This is a genomic window from Hafnia alvei (assembly GCF_964063325.1).
In the GTDB taxonomy this organism is placed as follows: Bacteria; Pseudomonadota; Gammaproteobacteria; order Enterobacterales; family Enterobacteriaceae; genus Hafnia; species Hafnia alvei_B.
Map to the genome: position 1 here is coordinate 31,317 of NZ_OZ061317.1, position 15,119 is coordinate 46,435.

Here is a 15,119-nt window from a genome sequence, read left to right on the forward strand (position 1 = left end):
AGGCATGGCTGTCTTACGCAATACGCTCCTCCTGCTGGTATTGAGTCTGGGTCTAACGGCTCAGGCTCATGCCTGGTGTTTTACTGAGGCGGGACAGCGTTATCACATCGATCCCCTATTGCTGAGGGCCATTGCGATTCAAGAAAGCTCACTGAATCCCAAAGCTGTCGGCGTTAACCGAGACAAACAAGGAAAAGCAACCAGTCGCGACTATGGGCTGATGCAAATCAATGATGCGAACGCGAACCGACTCATATCGATGGGGATCATTAGCAGCCATCAAGAGCTACTCAGCAATGCTTGCCTAAATGTTCAGGCGGGCGCTTGGGTGCTGGCGAGGCATTTTCAGGTCTGTGGTATTACGTGGGATTGTTTGGGCTCGTATAACGCAGGATTCAGGGACAAAAATTCGCCCATCAGACAGCGCTATGCGCGGCAAGTATACACAATCTACCAGCGGTTACGGGGGGTTGGATGAGCCTGCTGTCAGGAATAGTCACTCTCTCGTTATTGTGTTTTTGTCTCTATTTGCAAAGGAGGCAAGTTAACGCATTTTTGCGTGAACATGACGCGCCCCCATTGCCCGACCGGCTGTCCGACGCTGTATCGCTGGTCTTTTTGATGCTCGGCCTATTTCTCACCTATCAGGAGAAATTCTCCGCGCTGCTCATGTTCACCGCCCTACTTCCACTGCTGTGGCTCGATACCTTTCGACACTGGCTGCCGTTACGTTTCACCAACGCCTTCTGGTGTATTGGTCTGCTCACGCAGTTACTGTCCATTGAGCACGACTTATCGCTGCTATCGGCTGTCCTTGGTAGCACCCTCATGTTCTGTCTGATGGGAACACTATGGTGGGGCCTCAAACGCTACCACCGACGTGAAGTTTTAGGCTTGGGGGATGTTCATCTTATTGCAGGCCTTTTTGCGTGGCTCTCTCCCGCGACCGCACTGTACAGCTGTGGCGGCGCATTTTTGCTCATGCTTTTGCCGATGAGTCTCAATAAAAGCCCACAGCCGCTCGCCCCCTATTTGTGCCTGTCATTACTGACCGGCCTCTTTATTGTGGAGTTCACCCCAAAATGAAGCACTTACCGCCGCCTCTCTTTGTGTTGTTGGTCGGCTTCACGCTGGGTCTTGGCGTGGGCTCTATCGCTAATTATTACCTACTCAATCTTCAAAAAGATGAGCTACTCAGTAATTTGAACAACCTACATGTAGAAAGCATCTACAACCTCAACACCAATGAATCGATATTAACGTTCAAAAGTGTTCATCAACGTCTGTGTGGCGAATATATCGGCCAGCTAGCCAGCTCACCTTTGAAAGAGATAAACGTCATCATCAATGGTGTACGTTTCGCGCGTTCAAAAACACACAGTAAAGCCGAAAATGCATGCTTACCTGATGATGGGTTTTTGGGTCAGAACGAACTTGTACTCTATTCAGCAGGGAGGTCGAAATGAAAAGAATCAACCAAGGTAATGCGCAACTGATAGCGCTCGCACTGGTTTTAGGGCTCGGGATGATGGCGGCTCCCCGAGGGGTTAAGATGATTGCACAGCAGCTATCAGAGCGAACATGGGACGTCACTGCCAGCCAATTTAATGCTGTTCAGCTGGCTGCCCGCCGCTACATCAGCGACCATATCGATACGCTCGCCACTCAGGTTAAGCCCAAACAACCTGTTTATATCAACATCACTACGCTCAAAAACGGCGGCTATCTTCCCGCAGGATTGGGGGCTAACGATCACCACCAAAACTATCTTATTGCGGTGGTCAGCAACCCAAAAATAGCCAGCCAGCTGCAGGCCTTTGTGATGACCACCGGCGGAACGCCGTGGGATTTTGGCGCGCTGCGCCATATTTCCAGCAATATCTCCGGACTGGGGGGCTATGTCTGGCCTGACAATCAGGCGATAGGGGCAGGCGGTGGGTGGAAAATGAGTCTCGCGGACTATGGCATGAGCAGTAAGCAAGGCGCGCTGGTCACCTTCATTCCGTCAGACCTGCTGGGCACATCCGGTCAGGGTAATGACAGGCTTTATCGCTACGCGGTAAACGGCCATCCCGACTTTAACCGTATGCATACGGCTATCGACATGGATGGTAATAACTTAAATAAAGCAGGAACGGTATCGGGTCAAAACGCGACCTTTAGCGGTGATATCAAAAGCACTGGGGGTTGGATAACCACACAAGGTAGCAAAGGTTGGATGAATGAAACTCACGGCGGTGGGTTTTATATGTCCGATAGCAGTTGGGTTCGCAGCCTGAACAACAAGGGTATTTACACCGGCGGGGAACTCAGAGGCGGCCAAGTTCGCTCAGAGGGAGACTTATCGGCAGGCGGCATTTTAAAACTCGATAAAGTCAGCCTGATAGGTTCGACATGTCCTGCCACGGGCGCAATAAGCCATGATGCGGCGGGCGCACCGCTTATCTGTAAGGATCGCGTGTGGAGCTCAATCGGCGACAGTTATCCTATTGGCAGCCCTATCCCGTGGCCGTCGACTACGCCGCCGACAGGCTATTTCCTTATGGCAGGCCAAAGCTTCGCCTGTGGTTCTAACCCTCAACTCGCGCGCGTCTATCCGAGCTGTGTACTACCTGACTTACGCGGTGTGTTCATTCGCGGTTGGGATAACGGACGTGGCTTCGATGCCAGACGTGCTCTGCTGAGTTATCAAGCAGATCAAAGTGACATGTTCTTGAATACGGGCGGGAGACTGAAGGGGCATCACAGCGGAATGGAGCACTATTATCGCTCGAAGGGACAGGAAGTCCGGCCTAAAAACGTCGCGTTCAATTATATCGTCAAAGCGGGTTAACCCCTCTTCTACTTCATTTAAGGCAAGCTCATGAAAAGACCTATCCTTATCGGGATACTGGTGCCATTCCTGCTGTCTGGCTGCCAGTACGCCCCAGCTTCAACCTCGACGTCTTCCATCCTGACACCCACGCCCGCTCAAATCGCTTTCAAACAAGAGCAACAGCGTCTTGCATTGACACTGACTGAAGAGGGTTGGTTGCTCCCCGGTCGTATTACGGCCAATTCACAACGCGTTTCGGTAGATTGGGATGGTGATGCCCTTGAGCTGCTGTCTCAGTTAGCCCATCAACGCGGCATTACCCTGCGCTATTCCGGCGTGCGCTTACCGCTCCCCGTCACTATCCATGAGCGAGACGTCAGTTTTGAAACGCTTCTGCGCCTTATCCGAACCCAAATCAGCTGGCGCGCGACCGTCACGCAACAGGCCGACGCGTTCGAAGTCGGATTTATGCCGCCGCTTAAGGGGAAACTGTCATGACAAAGTCCCGTATTCGTGCGGTGGGCGTCATCCTTTTGACGCTCATTTACCCGCTCAATAAGGTCATGGCGGCCACGGCGACGCCACCTACCGATATGCCTGCGCCGCCCTCGATGTCGGCTTATCTCAGTCCTGAAGCCGATGACCATGATGGTGTCAACGACACGGTCTACCAGATGCTGACTGAGGCGGGGAAAACCGAAGGCTTTCGCGGCGGCAAAGCTCAGCGGGCATGGGAGCTACGTCAGTCATTAGAACAACGTGCGAGCCAGCTCGATACAACGTATCTGTTTTCACCCTTGATTAATCGTCAAGGCTGGCTACCTCCCGTGATTGCCGAGGCGACGTCGCTGGCCACCATTACCGACAAGCAGATGCGTACTGCCAATCACGTTTACAACATTCTGGTGCCTGAGCGCTTTGTCAGTAATCCGCCGAGCTGGCGCCAATATCTCTTTGCTGGTTTATCCGTCAAATCATCGCCTACCGACACGGTGATCCCTCGCAACCGTGCAGAGCGCAATGTCTGGCAAAACGCCATTAAGAAGGGCTGGGAGGAAGGCAGACAAAGCGCTGATGACACGCTGGCGGCTAACTTCAACCGTCTGACACGTGATTACACCGGCATGATGCGCTATTCGCTGTTAGTCAAACAAAAGATGGTGACTCCGCCTGTGGTAACCGAACAGCAACAGACTGTCAGCGGTACGCGTGAAGAGTTGATGCTCGGCGACAAAGTGCGTGACCTAAAACAACGTGCCGGCTTTGAACTGGATAAAAAGCAGTGGAAACCGGTTATCCAAACAAGGGCGACACCATGATAGACGTGGATAAATTTGATTTTTCCAAGGGATTAACGCCGGATATCTTTCGAGCCTTCTTTGTCCATTGCTATCGGAACGGCGTATCCGATATTCATTTGCAGTCCAATGGACCGCTCATCATCGGCTTACATGGACGACTGATCCGAGCCTCATCCTTCTTGCTCGATCACTCGTCGCTACTCATGCTCATTGATTTTCTCTTTAACCCAACCATTAAAGCGCGCATTCAAAGCGGTAAAGGCGATGATGCTGCATTGCAACTCGAAGGGGACAGCCAGCAACGGTTCGGACTTGAGCGCGGCGAGCGCATTCGATTTCGCGCCAACTTCGTTCAATCCACCATACGCGGTATTAACACCGCCGTGGCAGTTACCCTACGTATTATCAATAACGACCATCTAAGATTAAACACACTAGGGCTTCCCGCCCCACTGTATCAGGCGCTCGCTAATCTTCCGGTGGAAGGTGTTGGCCTCGTTGTCGGTCCAACCGGTTCGGGAAAAACCACGGTACTGACCTCCGTTTACCAACACCACGGTGAAACCAACCCCAATTGTAAAGTCACCACCTATGAAGATCCGGTCGAGGGTCTATTGGGGGGACCTAACTGGTTGCTTCAGCCACAGCAGTGTGAAGTCGGTCGTGATGTGCCGAGTTTTGCTGAGGGACTCAGGCTATCAATGCGACAGGCACCGACCGTTATCGGTATTGGCGAAGTTCGCGACGGTGAAACGGTTGAAGGCATGGTGAGTGCGGCGCTGTCTGGCCATCTTTGTTTAGGCACCGAACATGCGTTTTCGCCGGGTCATGCGTTCTCACGTAGCGTGCGTATGCTTCCCGCAGAGAATCGCGAACCCTTGGCCCACGACATGCTGGAGTTGATGAGGTTTATCGTGATGCAGCGTTTAGTGCCAACGACCGATGGCAAGCGCCGCGCCGTACAAGAATACGTGCTGTTTGATGATGAACTGCGTGAGTCATTGCGCAAGCACGACTACACCCAATGGCCAACGTTGCTCAATCGCGACCTAACCCATCGGGAGGCGCGCATTAGCGATCATGTTTGGAAAATGTATCAGGAAGAGGCGGTAACCGAAGAGACGGCGCGCAGCTATATCGGAACTCATGAATTCAATCAACGGAGTCAACAACATGGCCAATGATTATCACCCCGGCCGTGATGCTTCACCGCCGGTATGTATTTTTGGTATTCCGGCGCTGGCATGGCTGGTGTTTGCTCTCTGGTTTAAGTGGCCCTCCACAAAGATGTTCATCTTCTGCGTCGGGCTCATCGTCTTTTACGCCGTTCTGGCACATTTTGGCTTCACGATAACCGTGCTTAGCCAACGTATCTTCCACCTGCTTCGCGGTCATCGACTTAATGGCCGACCTTGGTGGTATCGGAAATTCTTTGATTAAAGGAGATAACGATGAATACGCCCTATTCGCGTACTTATCTGGCGGTACCCCACAGCGAGAAAGATGAGGCTCGTGTGGCTGCAGGCAAACTGGAGGATAACAAACCGGCACTGCGCTTTGATGACGAACGTAAGCTTTGGTACGCCATCCCCGGTGCAGATATGAAAGCACTCCAGCCGTGGAAACCCGATCCGTTGATTGTCGGCGTGAGCGCGGGGGACGCGCAGACTCAGTTTGCCGATTTCTTACGGGCAAACGGAGCTGATCTGTCTAAACCGCTCGTCATGGACGGTACTAGGCAACGTATTCGTATGAACGACGACAAGCCCGGTAAAAAATCCTGTACCTATGTGGGACATCTGGATGGTCTACCCAATGGCTGGTTTAACGATTTTAGGGATGGCGGTACCGAGAACCAAAGCACCTGGTACTTTAGCGGTGAGGAGCCCGATCCTACGGCGGCGCTGCATATCAAAGCGGTGACGGCACAAAGCCAGTGGGACCGTGCCGAAGCCAAACGGGTATTGCAGAATAAAAAAGCCAGCAATGTGCGCTACGTCTATAGCAAGAATAAGCAAGCTGACAAAAAGCATCCCTATTTGGTGAAAAAAGGGGTTGATGTGGCAAAGGGCGTACACATCGACGAAAAGCAAAAATTGCTTATCCCCCTGCAAAACATCGACGGCGTCATTCGCTCGATGCAGACCATAGACGCAGACGGTAATAAGCGGCTGACCAAAGACGCAGAGAAAAGTGGCAATTTTTTTGTCGTCGGTGGCTCGCTAAAAAATGGCAAACCCATTGTCTGTGCTGAGGGATATGCCACCGCCGCCAGTGGCGCAATGGCGCTAAAAATGCCCGTTGTGATGACCATCGATTCCGGAAACCTGGTCAAAGTTGCTGAGCAGCTCCATCAAAAATACCCCGACAGCCCAATGCTGTTTCTTGGGGATGATGACCCACCAAAGCCTAAACGTCCCGGTAATCCCGGCAAAGAGGCGGCAGAGAAAGCCGCCGAGCTTACTGGCGGGATTGCCGTGCTGCCTGCATTGACCCCCGCCGAAAAGGCACAGGGCTTCACTGACTTTAACGATCTCCATCAATCACGCGGACTCACAGCGCTCATTGATGAGCTCGCCCCATACCGTCAACGCTTGCTCCCCGAGTCCACACCGGACTCGCCGCCATCCCGACAACCGATTGAGACTGTTACCATGAATGAACCAGAGAGCGTCAATAATGAACCTGTAGGTCAGCATGAAGTTGAAAACCTAGAGGTAAATGGCGTCGAAAACGAACAGATATATGATGCAGAAAATCAGCAGGCCTATGAAGACTGGATGGCCAGAGGTCAGGCGACGCCTGAGCCGCCAATAGCACCAGAGCTGACGGTTTCGCCTCCTGAAACGCCTACGGTCACACCACCGAAAAAAACACGCAGAGCCAAGAAAATAGATCAGCCTGCCACCGGCGACGACAAAGGTAACGCCAGCACAGTTAAAACACCTGAAAGCCCACAGCAACAGACAACGGCAACCGCTGTTTCGCAGGAGAGTGCAAGCGCTGAGCCGCTTATTCCAACCGAGAGTGATGTTTTACCAGCAGCACCTGAAACCGCTGAGGCAGTTGAACAAGAGAACCACGTATCAATTGCGTCGTTATTAACTCAGGAATCTCCCCCCGTGGTGTCGGCACCGACTACCGAGGAGCAGGAAATATCGACGGTCACGCCGCACCAAGATGAACAGAAACAGCCAGTAAGTAAGAAAGCACAGACACCGACAGGCGAAAATGACACACCGGTAGATGAGGCGGCACCGGAGATCGAACCTGACGGCATTAAGTTTGAAAGAAGTCAGCAGGCACGAGAACGTATTGATCTCGTCGCATTGGAAGGGGCTTTATTGCACAAAGCGGGCAGTGAGCGCGGTACTCAGCACTATTTACTTGACGGCGAGCGTGCCTTTACACGCTATATGCAGCAAGGTCGTATCATTATGGCCACGCCGCAGGCGAGTCAAAACGACCGCATGATCCTCGGCGCGTTATTGGTGGCCAAACAGGATATGGTCCTGCAGGGAAACATCGAACTCACCGGCAGTCCCGCGTTTAAACAGCGCGCGATAAACCTGATTGCTGAATACGATTTACCGATCAAGCTCACCAACGATGAGCAAATAAAAATGCTCGAGGCAGCGCGAGAAAAATTACGCTCAGAGCCCCCATTACCTGATGAGCCAACGCCACTGGGCAGTGAGGCAGCTGAAATTCTGGTTCATCCGAGCCAGAGCAACGCAACATCTGCCCCTGCCTCATCGACGGTGCCAACGTCTGCACCACCAAACACGCCGGCAGATAACCTTCCTGCGGATATTCTGCCGCAGAAAGCACCTTCATCAGGCCCGATGAATGCCAGTCATGATGAGGCGTCTTCAGGACTCACGGGGACGTTGCTTAAACATGGGCCTGCGCCCTACAACTTTAAGAAGGGAGAAAGCAACAGCTATTACGCCCGTCTGCGTACCGCTGAAGGGGAGCGTGTCGTCTGGGGGACAGAATTGCGCGCCGCCATTGCTGATGCTGGACTAAAAAACAATGACTTGGTCACGCTGCAGATGACCGGAAAAACCACGGTAATGGTGGAGGTCAAACAGAAAGATAAGGACGGGAAGCCGATGCTGGATGATAACGGTAACGACGTCACACGCAAGGAAGAACGCAACCGCAATAACTGGATAGCCAAACAGGCCATTGACCCTTCCATTGTCAACACGAATACCCGTGAGATGACGCCGCCAAGCGAGATGCTGGCGTACTCACTGAAAACCTATCAAGACCTGCAGGCCGAAGTGACTGAGTTGGCGAAAAAGGCCGAAGTCGCCTTACCTGACTGGCCCAATCTTCCCGATGCATTGTGGATGGAACCCAATGGCAAAGGCGTCCCAACCCCCGACAGGCAACCTGATAGCCCAACGCTTCCCTCTCCGTCACGTGATGCAGGCAAAGCGTTGTTTCAATCGATGGATGCCGAAGGGCAGCTCAAATTATTACTGGTTAAAGCCCACGGCGATTTTGTTCAGGGGGTTGTGCTGCATGAGGATCGTTATAAACCCGTGCTGGGACGCCTGTGTAAAAACGCCAACGGAAGCCCGCATATGACGCTGAATGAAATCACCCCTGACGGACTGCAACCGTTGGGTTACGGCAACCCCATTAACAATGAAACCGGTAGTTTTAACGACTACGTTTTTCGCCTCAATAATGAGCCACAGCGTTTATATGCACAGGGCACCGAGCCGGAAAAGCGCTCGGCGGCACTACAGCAGCAGCTGGGGTTTGACAGTGCACCGGTGGCACCTGACCAGTTAGTAGTCCGCCGTGAACCTGAATCCACCCACCGACACGCCCCGACCATGCCACGTCCGGGTCACTAATGGAGCTTCCCCATGAAACAGATGGCCCTCACCGGCTTGTTGCTGTTTACCGTGCTTACTGCGCCCGCAGTACATGCCGCCAGCTGTGCGGCGGCAAACGCGGCACTTTCGGGTGCTCAGGCGGGGTACGAGCAAGACCGCAAAGCGGCAGAGTCTTGGGCTCAGCGAGAAAAGCAGGCCAACAGCGGCTTTTCCCAATGCCTCGGGGATATCAGCACCAGTATTACAGTGCCCACGTTCCCCGATTTCAGTCAGATATTTGACCAGATCAAAGATAAAATCTGTTCAGCGGCACGGGATAAGGTGTCATCGCTGTTGCCCGGAAATATCGATCCGTGGGGGGATTTAGGGCAAGGATATATCCCAACCACGAACGTTCCCGTCGGTACACGGAGCACACCACGGACCGAGTACAAACAGTCAGCCCCCACGTCCGTCACACCGCCTGCGGGCACGGCTTACCCCTTCTCGCTGTAACTTCTCTTGCCAACGTCTGTCCGTCTGAGTGTTCAGGCGGACACCGCTCTATGGAAATGTGTTATGAATAAAAAAACTGTCGCACCGAAGGTGACGGCTGAACAACCGTACTCGGCTGCGGTGGCACAGCATCAAAGTGCGCAACTGAATGTGGCCTTCACGCGAAAAAGTCTGTCAGTCAACGTATGGCAATCCATCGCTATCGTTATTTTGTTACTCAGTAATTTCTATCTCGCTTGGAAAGCGGCAAATCCACCACAAAGCGTTATCGCCAGTGACCACGGTCGTATCATTCCTATTCCGACTATCAACGAACCGGTGTACAGCGACGCCGATATTATCGATTACGGTGCTAGCCATATTCGCAAGGATTTCACCCTCGACTTTGTCCATTACCGCGAACAAATCAACGCCCGTCAGGACGGTTTCAATACGGCGGGCTTTACCAGTTACTACAACGCACTGGTCAACTCGAACGTTCTGGCCAACGTCCGTGATAAAAAAATGAACCTGTCAGTGCTGACCTCAACCGGTGTCGTTAACAGCAAAGGTGTGCTGGATAACGGTGCCTACGCATGGCGGTTGCAGTATCCCGTCACATTCCGACTCACCGGACAGACATCATCACTGCCACCACAAAACTTCACCCTCGTCATGCTCGTGACGCGCGCCGATCCTCGGTTGAAAAAAGACGGATTGGAAGTGATACAAGTGGTCACCAGGGAGGCATCGGCACAATGAAACAAACCCTATTCATTATCGCGGGTCTATTAAGCAGTGCGTCGGTCATCGCCGCAGACACACCGCCGCCGCAATGGCAACCGGCACAGTCATTATCAACCACGCCGACCGTATCGGTTCCGCCTGCGCCGGCAGCACTGCCCGTTGCACCGACACCGCCAGTCGCGCCTACAACGGCACCGACGACGCCCCCCGCAGCGGCGGTGGCAGACACGACCGCCACGAGTATTCCGACGCCGATGCCGCCCGATGCAGCTCTGCAGTATGCTGAGAACGTCACCACGCCGTTATCGGCTGAGGCCATTAAACAGCTGCGCTCGGGTCTTGATGGCGTGCAACGGAGTACCGGAATGGCGCCAGTCACCGCCGTTCCACGCATACGTTCATTGACCGTGAATCTCGAGCCGGGATCATCGCTACCGATGGTGCAAGTGCTCCCCAACTATCCGGGGGTCGTGAATTTTACCGATCAGACAGGTGCGCCTTGGCCTATTGCCGCCCCGCCGGTCAATGGCAATCCCGCAGGATTTCAGGTGAATTACCTGCCCGACACCCCCTCGATGGCCATTCAGGCACGCCGTGCCTATGACACCGGGAGTGTGACGGTCTATCTCAAAGGGTTAGCGGTGCCCATCTCTATCAGTATGACCAGCGGTGAGCCCAGCAATACCCAAGCCTCTCAGCCCACCGACAGTCGTCTAGATCTGCGAATACCCCAGTCTGGCCCTTCGGCACGCCCAATGGCGGCACCTCGCCAGAAAGTGGGCCTATACGACAACACGCTGCAGGCATTTCTTGACGGTGTTCCCCCGAAAGAAGCCCAGCGCATCAAAACGCAGGGCGGCGTGCCCGATGTTCAGGCATGGCAGCTGGGCGATGATGTTTATCTACGCTCTCGCGCTGAGTTGCGCGATGCGTTTGATAGTACGTTGTCCTCCGCTGACGGCACGCACGTCTGGAAAATGCCGGTGACCCCCTATGTCACCTTCTCAGTTCAGGGACACAACGTCCCACTGACTCTGGAGCTGCAATAATGGCGATCGAAAAGGACGCAGCCAGCGACGGCAAAAAAACGCTCGGCTTGGTGGTGATAGGCATTATGGTTGTTGCCGCCGGTGGCTATCTGGGATGGGGGTGGATGCATCAGTCAGCCACTCCTGAGTCACAGTACAACTTAAACCGTGTGGCCAACAATGCATCAGTCACCTCACAGGAAAGCCGTCAATATCGCGACTTATTAAAACTGTCCAACCAACAAGGCGCTCAGGAGGCCGAAAGCGACGGTAATAGCTTTGTGGCCTCACTCAGTGAAAGCCAACGACTAGACGAGACGCCGCTGGTTCCTCACGTTCCCGCAACACCCGTTGCGCTCAATACCCAAAGTGATACCTCACCATCCCAAAACGGACAGCAAGGCGGTTTAAACGACGAGCAGAAGCAGCAAATCAACAACCTGCTGACTCAGCTTAGCGCGCGCTGGCACACCAGTGATATGCAGTTGGCCACCGCGTTTGGCAGTGAGGGCCGAGACGGGCAATCGCCCTTCAGCCAGTGGGCTCAGAGCGTACCTGGGCTGGCATCTCATGATGCTGCGTCATCCGTGCAAACCACCGCGACATCAACAACAACGCCCGCAGTATCGCGCATCAGCATCCCCGGACTGGTACGTTATCCGGGCACAATTGACACCGCGATTGACTCAGATAACCCCGAGTCAAAAGTGTTGGCCACCATACCTGCGGGGCAGTTAGCGGGGGCGGTACTGGCGGCACAGAACGTTCAGTTGGCAGGGGATGGCGTCATCGTGAACTTTAAAACGCTCGATTTTAAAGGGATGACCTGCACCATCGATGCCTATGCATTGGATGATGAAACTCAGCGTTCGTCGGTGGCCAGTGATGTTAATCATCGCTATTTCACTCGTATCGTTTTACCCGCCATTGCAAGCGGCATCGGCAAAGTGGGACAGCTGTATGAGGACAGCAACACACAAATTCTGACGACCAACAGCGGCACCGTGACTGGTCGAACTGGATCACCCGATGGAAAGGCCGTCGCTGGCGTGATTGCTGGCGGTATCGGGCAACAGACGGCTCAAGTCATGTCGCAGGACGCTTCTCGTCTGCCCGTCACTCAGGTCAATGTTAATCGTCGTCAGGTCGTCTCTATCTTGTTTATGAAACCCGTCACTGACAAAGACTGCATACCCGCGCCCGTAGGAGAAAACGCGAAATGAAACCACACTTTGATCCCGAGTTAACCGCGCCCGAACCCTTGGACGACGATGAGCTCACGGCAGACTCGCCCATTATCTCATCGGATAAGCCTAAAAAGCGTCCGTTATATGACCAGCCCAAAGTTCAAATCGCCGCACTGGCGATTTTTGCTATTTTGGGGTTAACCTGGAAAATGAGTGGGAGCAGCACACAAGCGCCAGCTCAACCCCAATTCACGGCAGCGCAGCCCGTGGAAACCACGAGTCCGGTAGCAGTAACACCACCTCCCATACCTGAATCTTCACCGTCCCCTTCTCAACCGACAGCATTAGACCAAGACACGCCAACAATAGCCCCGCCCGAGACGCCCACGGACTCTCTCGCAGAGGAAGTCTCGAGGGCGTTAAATTCCCAACAGGTCTACAGCGAGAAAACGCGTGAAGGATTAACGGCATTAGCGCGCCGCCTTGACCACGTTGAGCAACAGCTCTCAGAGATACAAAAGACGCGTCAGGCCCCCACGGTCATTGCGGCACCGACCCAAACGGCATCGATGGCCAAAACCCCAGTAACGTCGACTAAAACGTCAGCGAAAACACGCTGGTCAGGAAATAAGGCGAAGATTAACAGCCTGTATCCCGGACTGGCATGGGTGACGTGGCAAGGCAGCAGCTGGGCATTAAGACCCGGTGACCACTTTGCCGGCGCGACGGTTTTACGCATCGATGAAAGCAAACGTGAAGTGGTGACCTCATCGGGCGTCATTCGTTAAGGAGAGGATATGGACTTTGTCCAGATGTTGGCCAATGCGGCAAACAGTTTATCCGCTATCACAACGCAACTGGTTCTGGCCATCGCAGGCGTCGGTGGCATCGCCCTTATCATTCTTTATCTGTCTGGTCAGGCGGGACGAACTCGGCGCGGTCAGCGAGCTGACTCCGCTGGCACCTTTCTCGCTGTCCTACTACTCGGGTGTTGCATCATCAGCATTGAGAGCGTTGTTAATGCTGGCGCCAATCAGTTTGCGTTAGGTGCCGTGACATACGATGCCATCTCGTATGTACCGGAGGCCCGTTATGGTCCCGCAGCCCAAGCGGTCAATGCGGGCCTAACCGTCTTGCAGACGGTGGGATGGTTTTTTGTTCTCAATGGACTGTTGCGCCTGCGACGGTCTCAAAAAGACGGTCACACCGGGCTATCACGCGGTGATGACATCACATCAGGTATCAAGCGCTTCGTTTGCGGCGTGCTTTTAATCTGCAATCCGGCGGTGCTTAACGCCATTCAAAACACAATCAATATTCACTGGTAATAATTAAGGAATACTATGAAAACGTTGAAAAATATCATGCTGTGGTCTGCAGTAGAACTTTCCCTGCGCGTTTATCAACTTCGCCGCCGCACTTCACTGTGGTTAAGCGGGCTGTTATTAAGCGCACTGGCCAGTCAACCTGCCCACGCCGCTGGCGATGACCTGAGTGGCATGGTGAATAGCGGACTGGGATTTTTCACGGACATTAAACAGCCGCTACTCGATGCGGCTCCCGTGATTGGGATCATCTTCATCATTTTGGCACTGCTGATGATGCGCTGGAAAAAGAACAACCCACAAATCAAACCGTGGGAGATTGCCGTGATGTTTGGCATTGGCCTGTTCTTATTAGCGCTGAGCCAGATTGTCAGTCGTGGTCAGAAACAGATGGGGCTAAACCCAGTAGGAATTTAATGAACAGAACTCCCCGACATTGTCGGGGAGTTTCATCAGTAATAAAGGAATAGAAATGGATAACTTCATAAAATCCTATTCTTCAATCTGGCGTAAAACTATTGATTACACCTATCTATTTGATCACAGGAAGATGTCGAACAGTGAGGTTGTGCTATGCATGATATGGATTGTGCTATACGCATTACCGCTACTCGCTTATGTGATTTTTCTACTAAATCCATTCCCGACAAACAATCAGTTTGGAGAACACCCCCTTGTAACTGTGTGGGGCGCAATGCTTGTTATGTCAATCAGTGGGGTGTTATTTAGTACAGTGGTGATTAAATTGCTTTCAGCGAAACTGCCCTGCATACCTCATGATGCCTACAAAAAACACCCGTTTATAGCAACCCTTGTTTTTTATACATTGGGGGTTTTGTTTATATATGTATTCACAGAATGCTTTGTACCTTTATTAATGGAATCAATACTAAGAGCTCGCGAGATAATCCCCATGCCAATAGCATCTTAATCACACAAAAATGAAGTTTCGTTAAATATTTTAAATAAGGAGTTATCGTGCGCCACCTACCCAATAGATATTCAATATTTTGGAAATGGTTTATTGGCGATACCGACCCAAGGGTGAAAATACCGCTTATAAAATCAGTCATTTTAGTCGGCGTTTTATTTTTAATTTACATTCCATTATTTATTCTTACCTACCTGTTTTTTTACCAAGAGGCAATACCGTATGAATTAAGTTTTAAAGAAGTGTGTGTTTTTGGCTTATTGATATTACTCATATCTACCCAATGCGCAAACATTGGCCTTAAATCACTGGCGCTATTATCGACAAAAATAAAATTCATTCCATATTATGATCGCCCTATCCGAGCAACAATAATTTTCTACCTTTTAACAATGCTATTCATCACCCTCATCTCCTTAGCTTTAAAAGCCATCGTTTCTTAAGCATTCATTTTC

18 protein-coding genes are annotated in these 15,119 nt (G+C 52.5%); all 18 read left to right on the forward strand.

All coding sequences use genetic code 11. The features are described from left to right. Positions 1–4: 4 nt before the first annotated feature. On the forward strand, positions 5–478 hold the full coding sequence (locus AB3Y96_RS23210; protein WP_064575620.1) for a lytic transglycosylase domain-containing protein: 474 nt from the start codon (positions 5–7) through the stop codon (positions 476–478). Further along, entirely contained in the window at positions 475–1,086 is a 612-nt protein-coding gene (locus tag AB3Y96_RS23215) for a prepilin peptidase (RefSeq protein WP_082919487.1), read from the forward strand. Before AB3Y96_RS23210 ends, AB3Y96_RS23215 begins: the two co-directional genes overlap by 4 nt. After that, positions 1,083–1,466 carry a hypothetical protein gene (locus AB3Y96_RS23220; RefSeq protein ID WP_064575616.1) on the forward strand — a complete coding sequence of 128 codons (384 nt, stop codon included), beginning with the start codon at positions 1,083–1,085 and terminating at the stop codon, positions 1,464–1,466. Before AB3Y96_RS23215 ends, AB3Y96_RS23220 begins: the two co-directional genes overlap by 4 nt. Next, complete coding sequence (gene pilV / locus AB3Y96_RS23225) at positions 1,463–2,833, forward strand: shufflon system plasmid conjugative transfer pilus tip adhesin PilV (RefSeq protein WP_064575614.1); 1,371 nt, start codon at positions 1,463–1,465, stop codon at positions 2,831–2,833. The genes AB3Y96_RS23220 and pilV overlap by 4 nt, the downstream gene beginning before the upstream one ends. A 30-nt stretch (positions 2,834–2,863) precedes the next feature. Then, positions 2,864–3,313, forward strand: a complete 450-nt coding sequence (locus tag AB3Y96_RS23230; protein WP_064575613.1) for a DotD/TraH family lipoprotein — start codon at positions 2,864–2,866, stop codon at positions 3,311–3,313. Next, positions 3,310–4,134 (forward strand): type IV secretory system conjugative DNA transfer family protein, encoded by an 825-nt coding sequence (locus AB3Y96_RS23235; protein ID WP_367300418.1) that lies wholly within the window; start codon positions 3,310–3,312, stop codon positions 4,132–4,134. Before AB3Y96_RS23230 ends, AB3Y96_RS23235 begins: the two co-directional genes overlap by 4 nt. Beyond that, positions 4,098–5,300 carry a plasmid transfer ATPase TraJ gene (gene traJ, locus AB3Y96_RS23240; RefSeq protein WP_367300419.1) on the forward strand — a complete coding sequence of 401 codons (1,203 nt, stop codon included), beginning with the start codon at positions 4,098–4,100 and terminating at the stop codon, positions 5,298–5,300. The genes AB3Y96_RS23235 and traJ overlap by 37 nt, the downstream gene beginning before the upstream one ends. Continuing rightward, positions 5,290–5,556: an IcmT/TraK family protein gene (gene icmT / locus AB3Y96_RS23245; RefSeq protein ID WP_064575607.1), complete on the forward strand. Its 267-nt coding sequence runs from the start codon at positions 5,290–5,292 to the stop codon at positions 5,554–5,556. The genes traJ and icmT overlap by 11 nt, the downstream gene beginning before the upstream one ends. 11 nt (positions 5,557–5,567) lie before the next feature. Continuing rightward, entirely contained in the window at positions 5,568–8,990 is a 3,423-nt protein-coding gene (locus AB3Y96_RS23250; RefSeq protein ID WP_367300420.1) for a DUF5710 domain-containing protein, read from the forward strand. Between the two features lie 12 nt (positions 8,991–9,002). Further along, the gene (locus AB3Y96_RS23255) at positions 9,003–9,467 is read left to right on the forward strand and encodes a hypothetical protein (RefSeq protein ID WP_185923163.1); all 465 of its coding nucleotides are present in this window, start codon (positions 9,003–9,005) and stop codon (positions 9,465–9,467) included. A gap of 63 nt (positions 9,468–9,530) precedes the next feature. Next, entirely contained in the window at positions 9,531–10,208 is a 678-nt protein-coding gene (locus tag AB3Y96_RS23260; RefSeq protein ID WP_115349499.1) for a DotI/IcmL/TraM family protein, read from the forward strand. Then, complete coding sequence (locus AB3Y96_RS23265; protein WP_166713677.1) at positions 10,205–11,242, forward strand: DotH/IcmK family type IV secretion protein; 1,038 nt, start codon at positions 10,205–10,207, stop codon at positions 11,240–11,242. The genes AB3Y96_RS23260 and AB3Y96_RS23265 overlap by 4 nt, the downstream gene beginning before the upstream one ends. Then, positions 11,242–12,444, forward strand: a complete 1,203-nt coding sequence (gene traO, locus AB3Y96_RS23270; RefSeq protein ID WP_367300421.1) for a conjugal transfer protein TraO — start codon at positions 11,242–11,244, stop codon at positions 12,442–12,444. The genes AB3Y96_RS23265 and traO overlap by 1 nt, the downstream gene beginning before the upstream one ends. Then, complete coding sequence (locus tag AB3Y96_RS23275; protein WP_064575594.1) at positions 12,441–13,196, forward strand: hypothetical protein; 756 nt, start codon at positions 12,441–12,443, stop codon at positions 13,194–13,196. The genes traO and AB3Y96_RS23275 overlap by 4 nt, the downstream gene beginning before the upstream one ends. Positions 13,197–13,205: 9 nt before the next feature. Next, positions 13,206–13,736, forward strand: a complete 531-nt coding sequence (traQ, locus tag AB3Y96_RS23280; protein ID WP_046449679.1) for a conjugal transfer protein TraQ — start codon at positions 13,206–13,208, stop codon at positions 13,734–13,736. A 15-nt stretch (positions 13,737–13,751) separates the two neighbouring features. Next, on the forward strand, positions 13,752–14,150 hold the full coding sequence (locus AB3Y96_RS23285) for a DUF6750 family protein (RefSeq protein ID WP_046449680.1): 399 nt from the start codon (positions 13,752–13,754) through the stop codon (positions 14,148–14,150). Between the two features lie 55 nt (positions 14,151–14,205). Beyond that, entirely contained in the window at positions 14,206–14,664 is a 459-nt protein-coding gene (locus AB3Y96_RS23290) for a hypothetical protein (protein ID WP_367300422.1), read from the forward strand. Between the two features lie 47 nt (positions 14,665–14,711). Beyond that, positions 14,712–15,107: a hypothetical protein gene (locus AB3Y96_RS23295; protein WP_367300423.1), complete on the forward strand. Its 396-nt coding sequence runs from the start codon at positions 14,712–14,714 to the stop codon at positions 15,105–15,107. Positions 15,108–15,119 lie beyond the last annotated feature (12 nt).

Bases quoted from the DNA above. Each gene is read 5' to 3' on its own strand.
- AB3Y96_RS23265 (WP_166713677.1), top strand. From the start codon at position 10,205: ATGAAACAAACCCTATTCATTATCGCGGGTCTATTAAGCAGTGCGTCG.
- pilV (WP_064575614.1), top strand. From the start codon at position 1,463: ATGAAAAGAATCAACCAAGGTAATGCGCAACTGATAGCGCTCGCACTG.
- AB3Y96_RS23290 (WP_367300422.1), top strand. From the start codon at position 14,206: ATGGATAACTTCATAAAATCCTATTCTTCAATCTGGCGTAAAACTATT.
- AB3Y96_RS23250 (WP_367300420.1), top strand. From the start codon at position 5,568: ATGAATACGCCCTATTCGCGTACTTATCTGGCGGTACCCCACAGCGAG.
- AB3Y96_RS23210 (WP_064575620.1), top strand. From the start codon at position 5: ATGGCTGTCTTACGCAATACGCTCCTCCTGCTGGTATTGAGTCTGGGT.
- AB3Y96_RS23285 (WP_046449680.1), top strand. From the start codon at position 13,752: ATGAAAACGTTGAAAAATATCATGCTGTGGTCTGCAGTAGAACTTTCC.
- AB3Y96_RS23220 (WP_064575616.1), top strand. From the start codon at position 1,083: ATGAAGCACTTACCGCCGCCTCTCTTTGTGTTGTTGGTCGGCTTCACG.
- AB3Y96_RS23235 (WP_367300418.1), top strand. From the start codon at position 3,310: ATGACAAAGTCCCGTATTCGTGCGGTGGGCGTCATCCTTTTGACGCTC.
- AB3Y96_RS23230 (WP_064575613.1), top strand. From the start codon at position 2,864: ATGAAAAGACCTATCCTTATCGGGATACTGGTGCCATTCCTGCTGTCT.
- AB3Y96_RS23215 (WP_082919487.1), top strand. From the start codon at position 475: ATGAGCCTGCTGTCAGGAATAGTCACTCTCTCGTTATTGTGTTTTTGT.
- AB3Y96_RS23260 (WP_115349499.1), top strand. From the start codon at position 9,531: ATGAATAAAAAAACTGTCGCACCGAAGGTGACGGCTGAACAACCGTAC.
- AB3Y96_RS23255 (WP_185923163.1), top strand. From the start codon at position 9,003: ATGAAACAGATGGCCCTCACCGGCTTGTTGCTGTTTACCGTGCTTACT.
- icmT (WP_064575607.1), top strand. From the start codon at position 5,290: ATGGCCAATGATTATCACCCCGGCCGTGATGCTTCACCGCCGGTATGT.
- traQ (WP_046449679.1), top strand. From the start codon at position 13,206: ATGGACTTTGTCCAGATGTTGGCCAATGCGGCAAACAGTTTATCCGCT.
- AB3Y96_RS23275 (WP_064575594.1), top strand. From the start codon at position 12,441: ATGAAACCACACTTTGATCCCGAGTTAACCGCGCCCGAACCCTTGGAC.
- traO (WP_367300421.1), top strand. From the start codon at position 11,242: ATGGCGATCGAAAAGGACGCAGCCAGCGACGGCAAAAAAACGCTCGGC.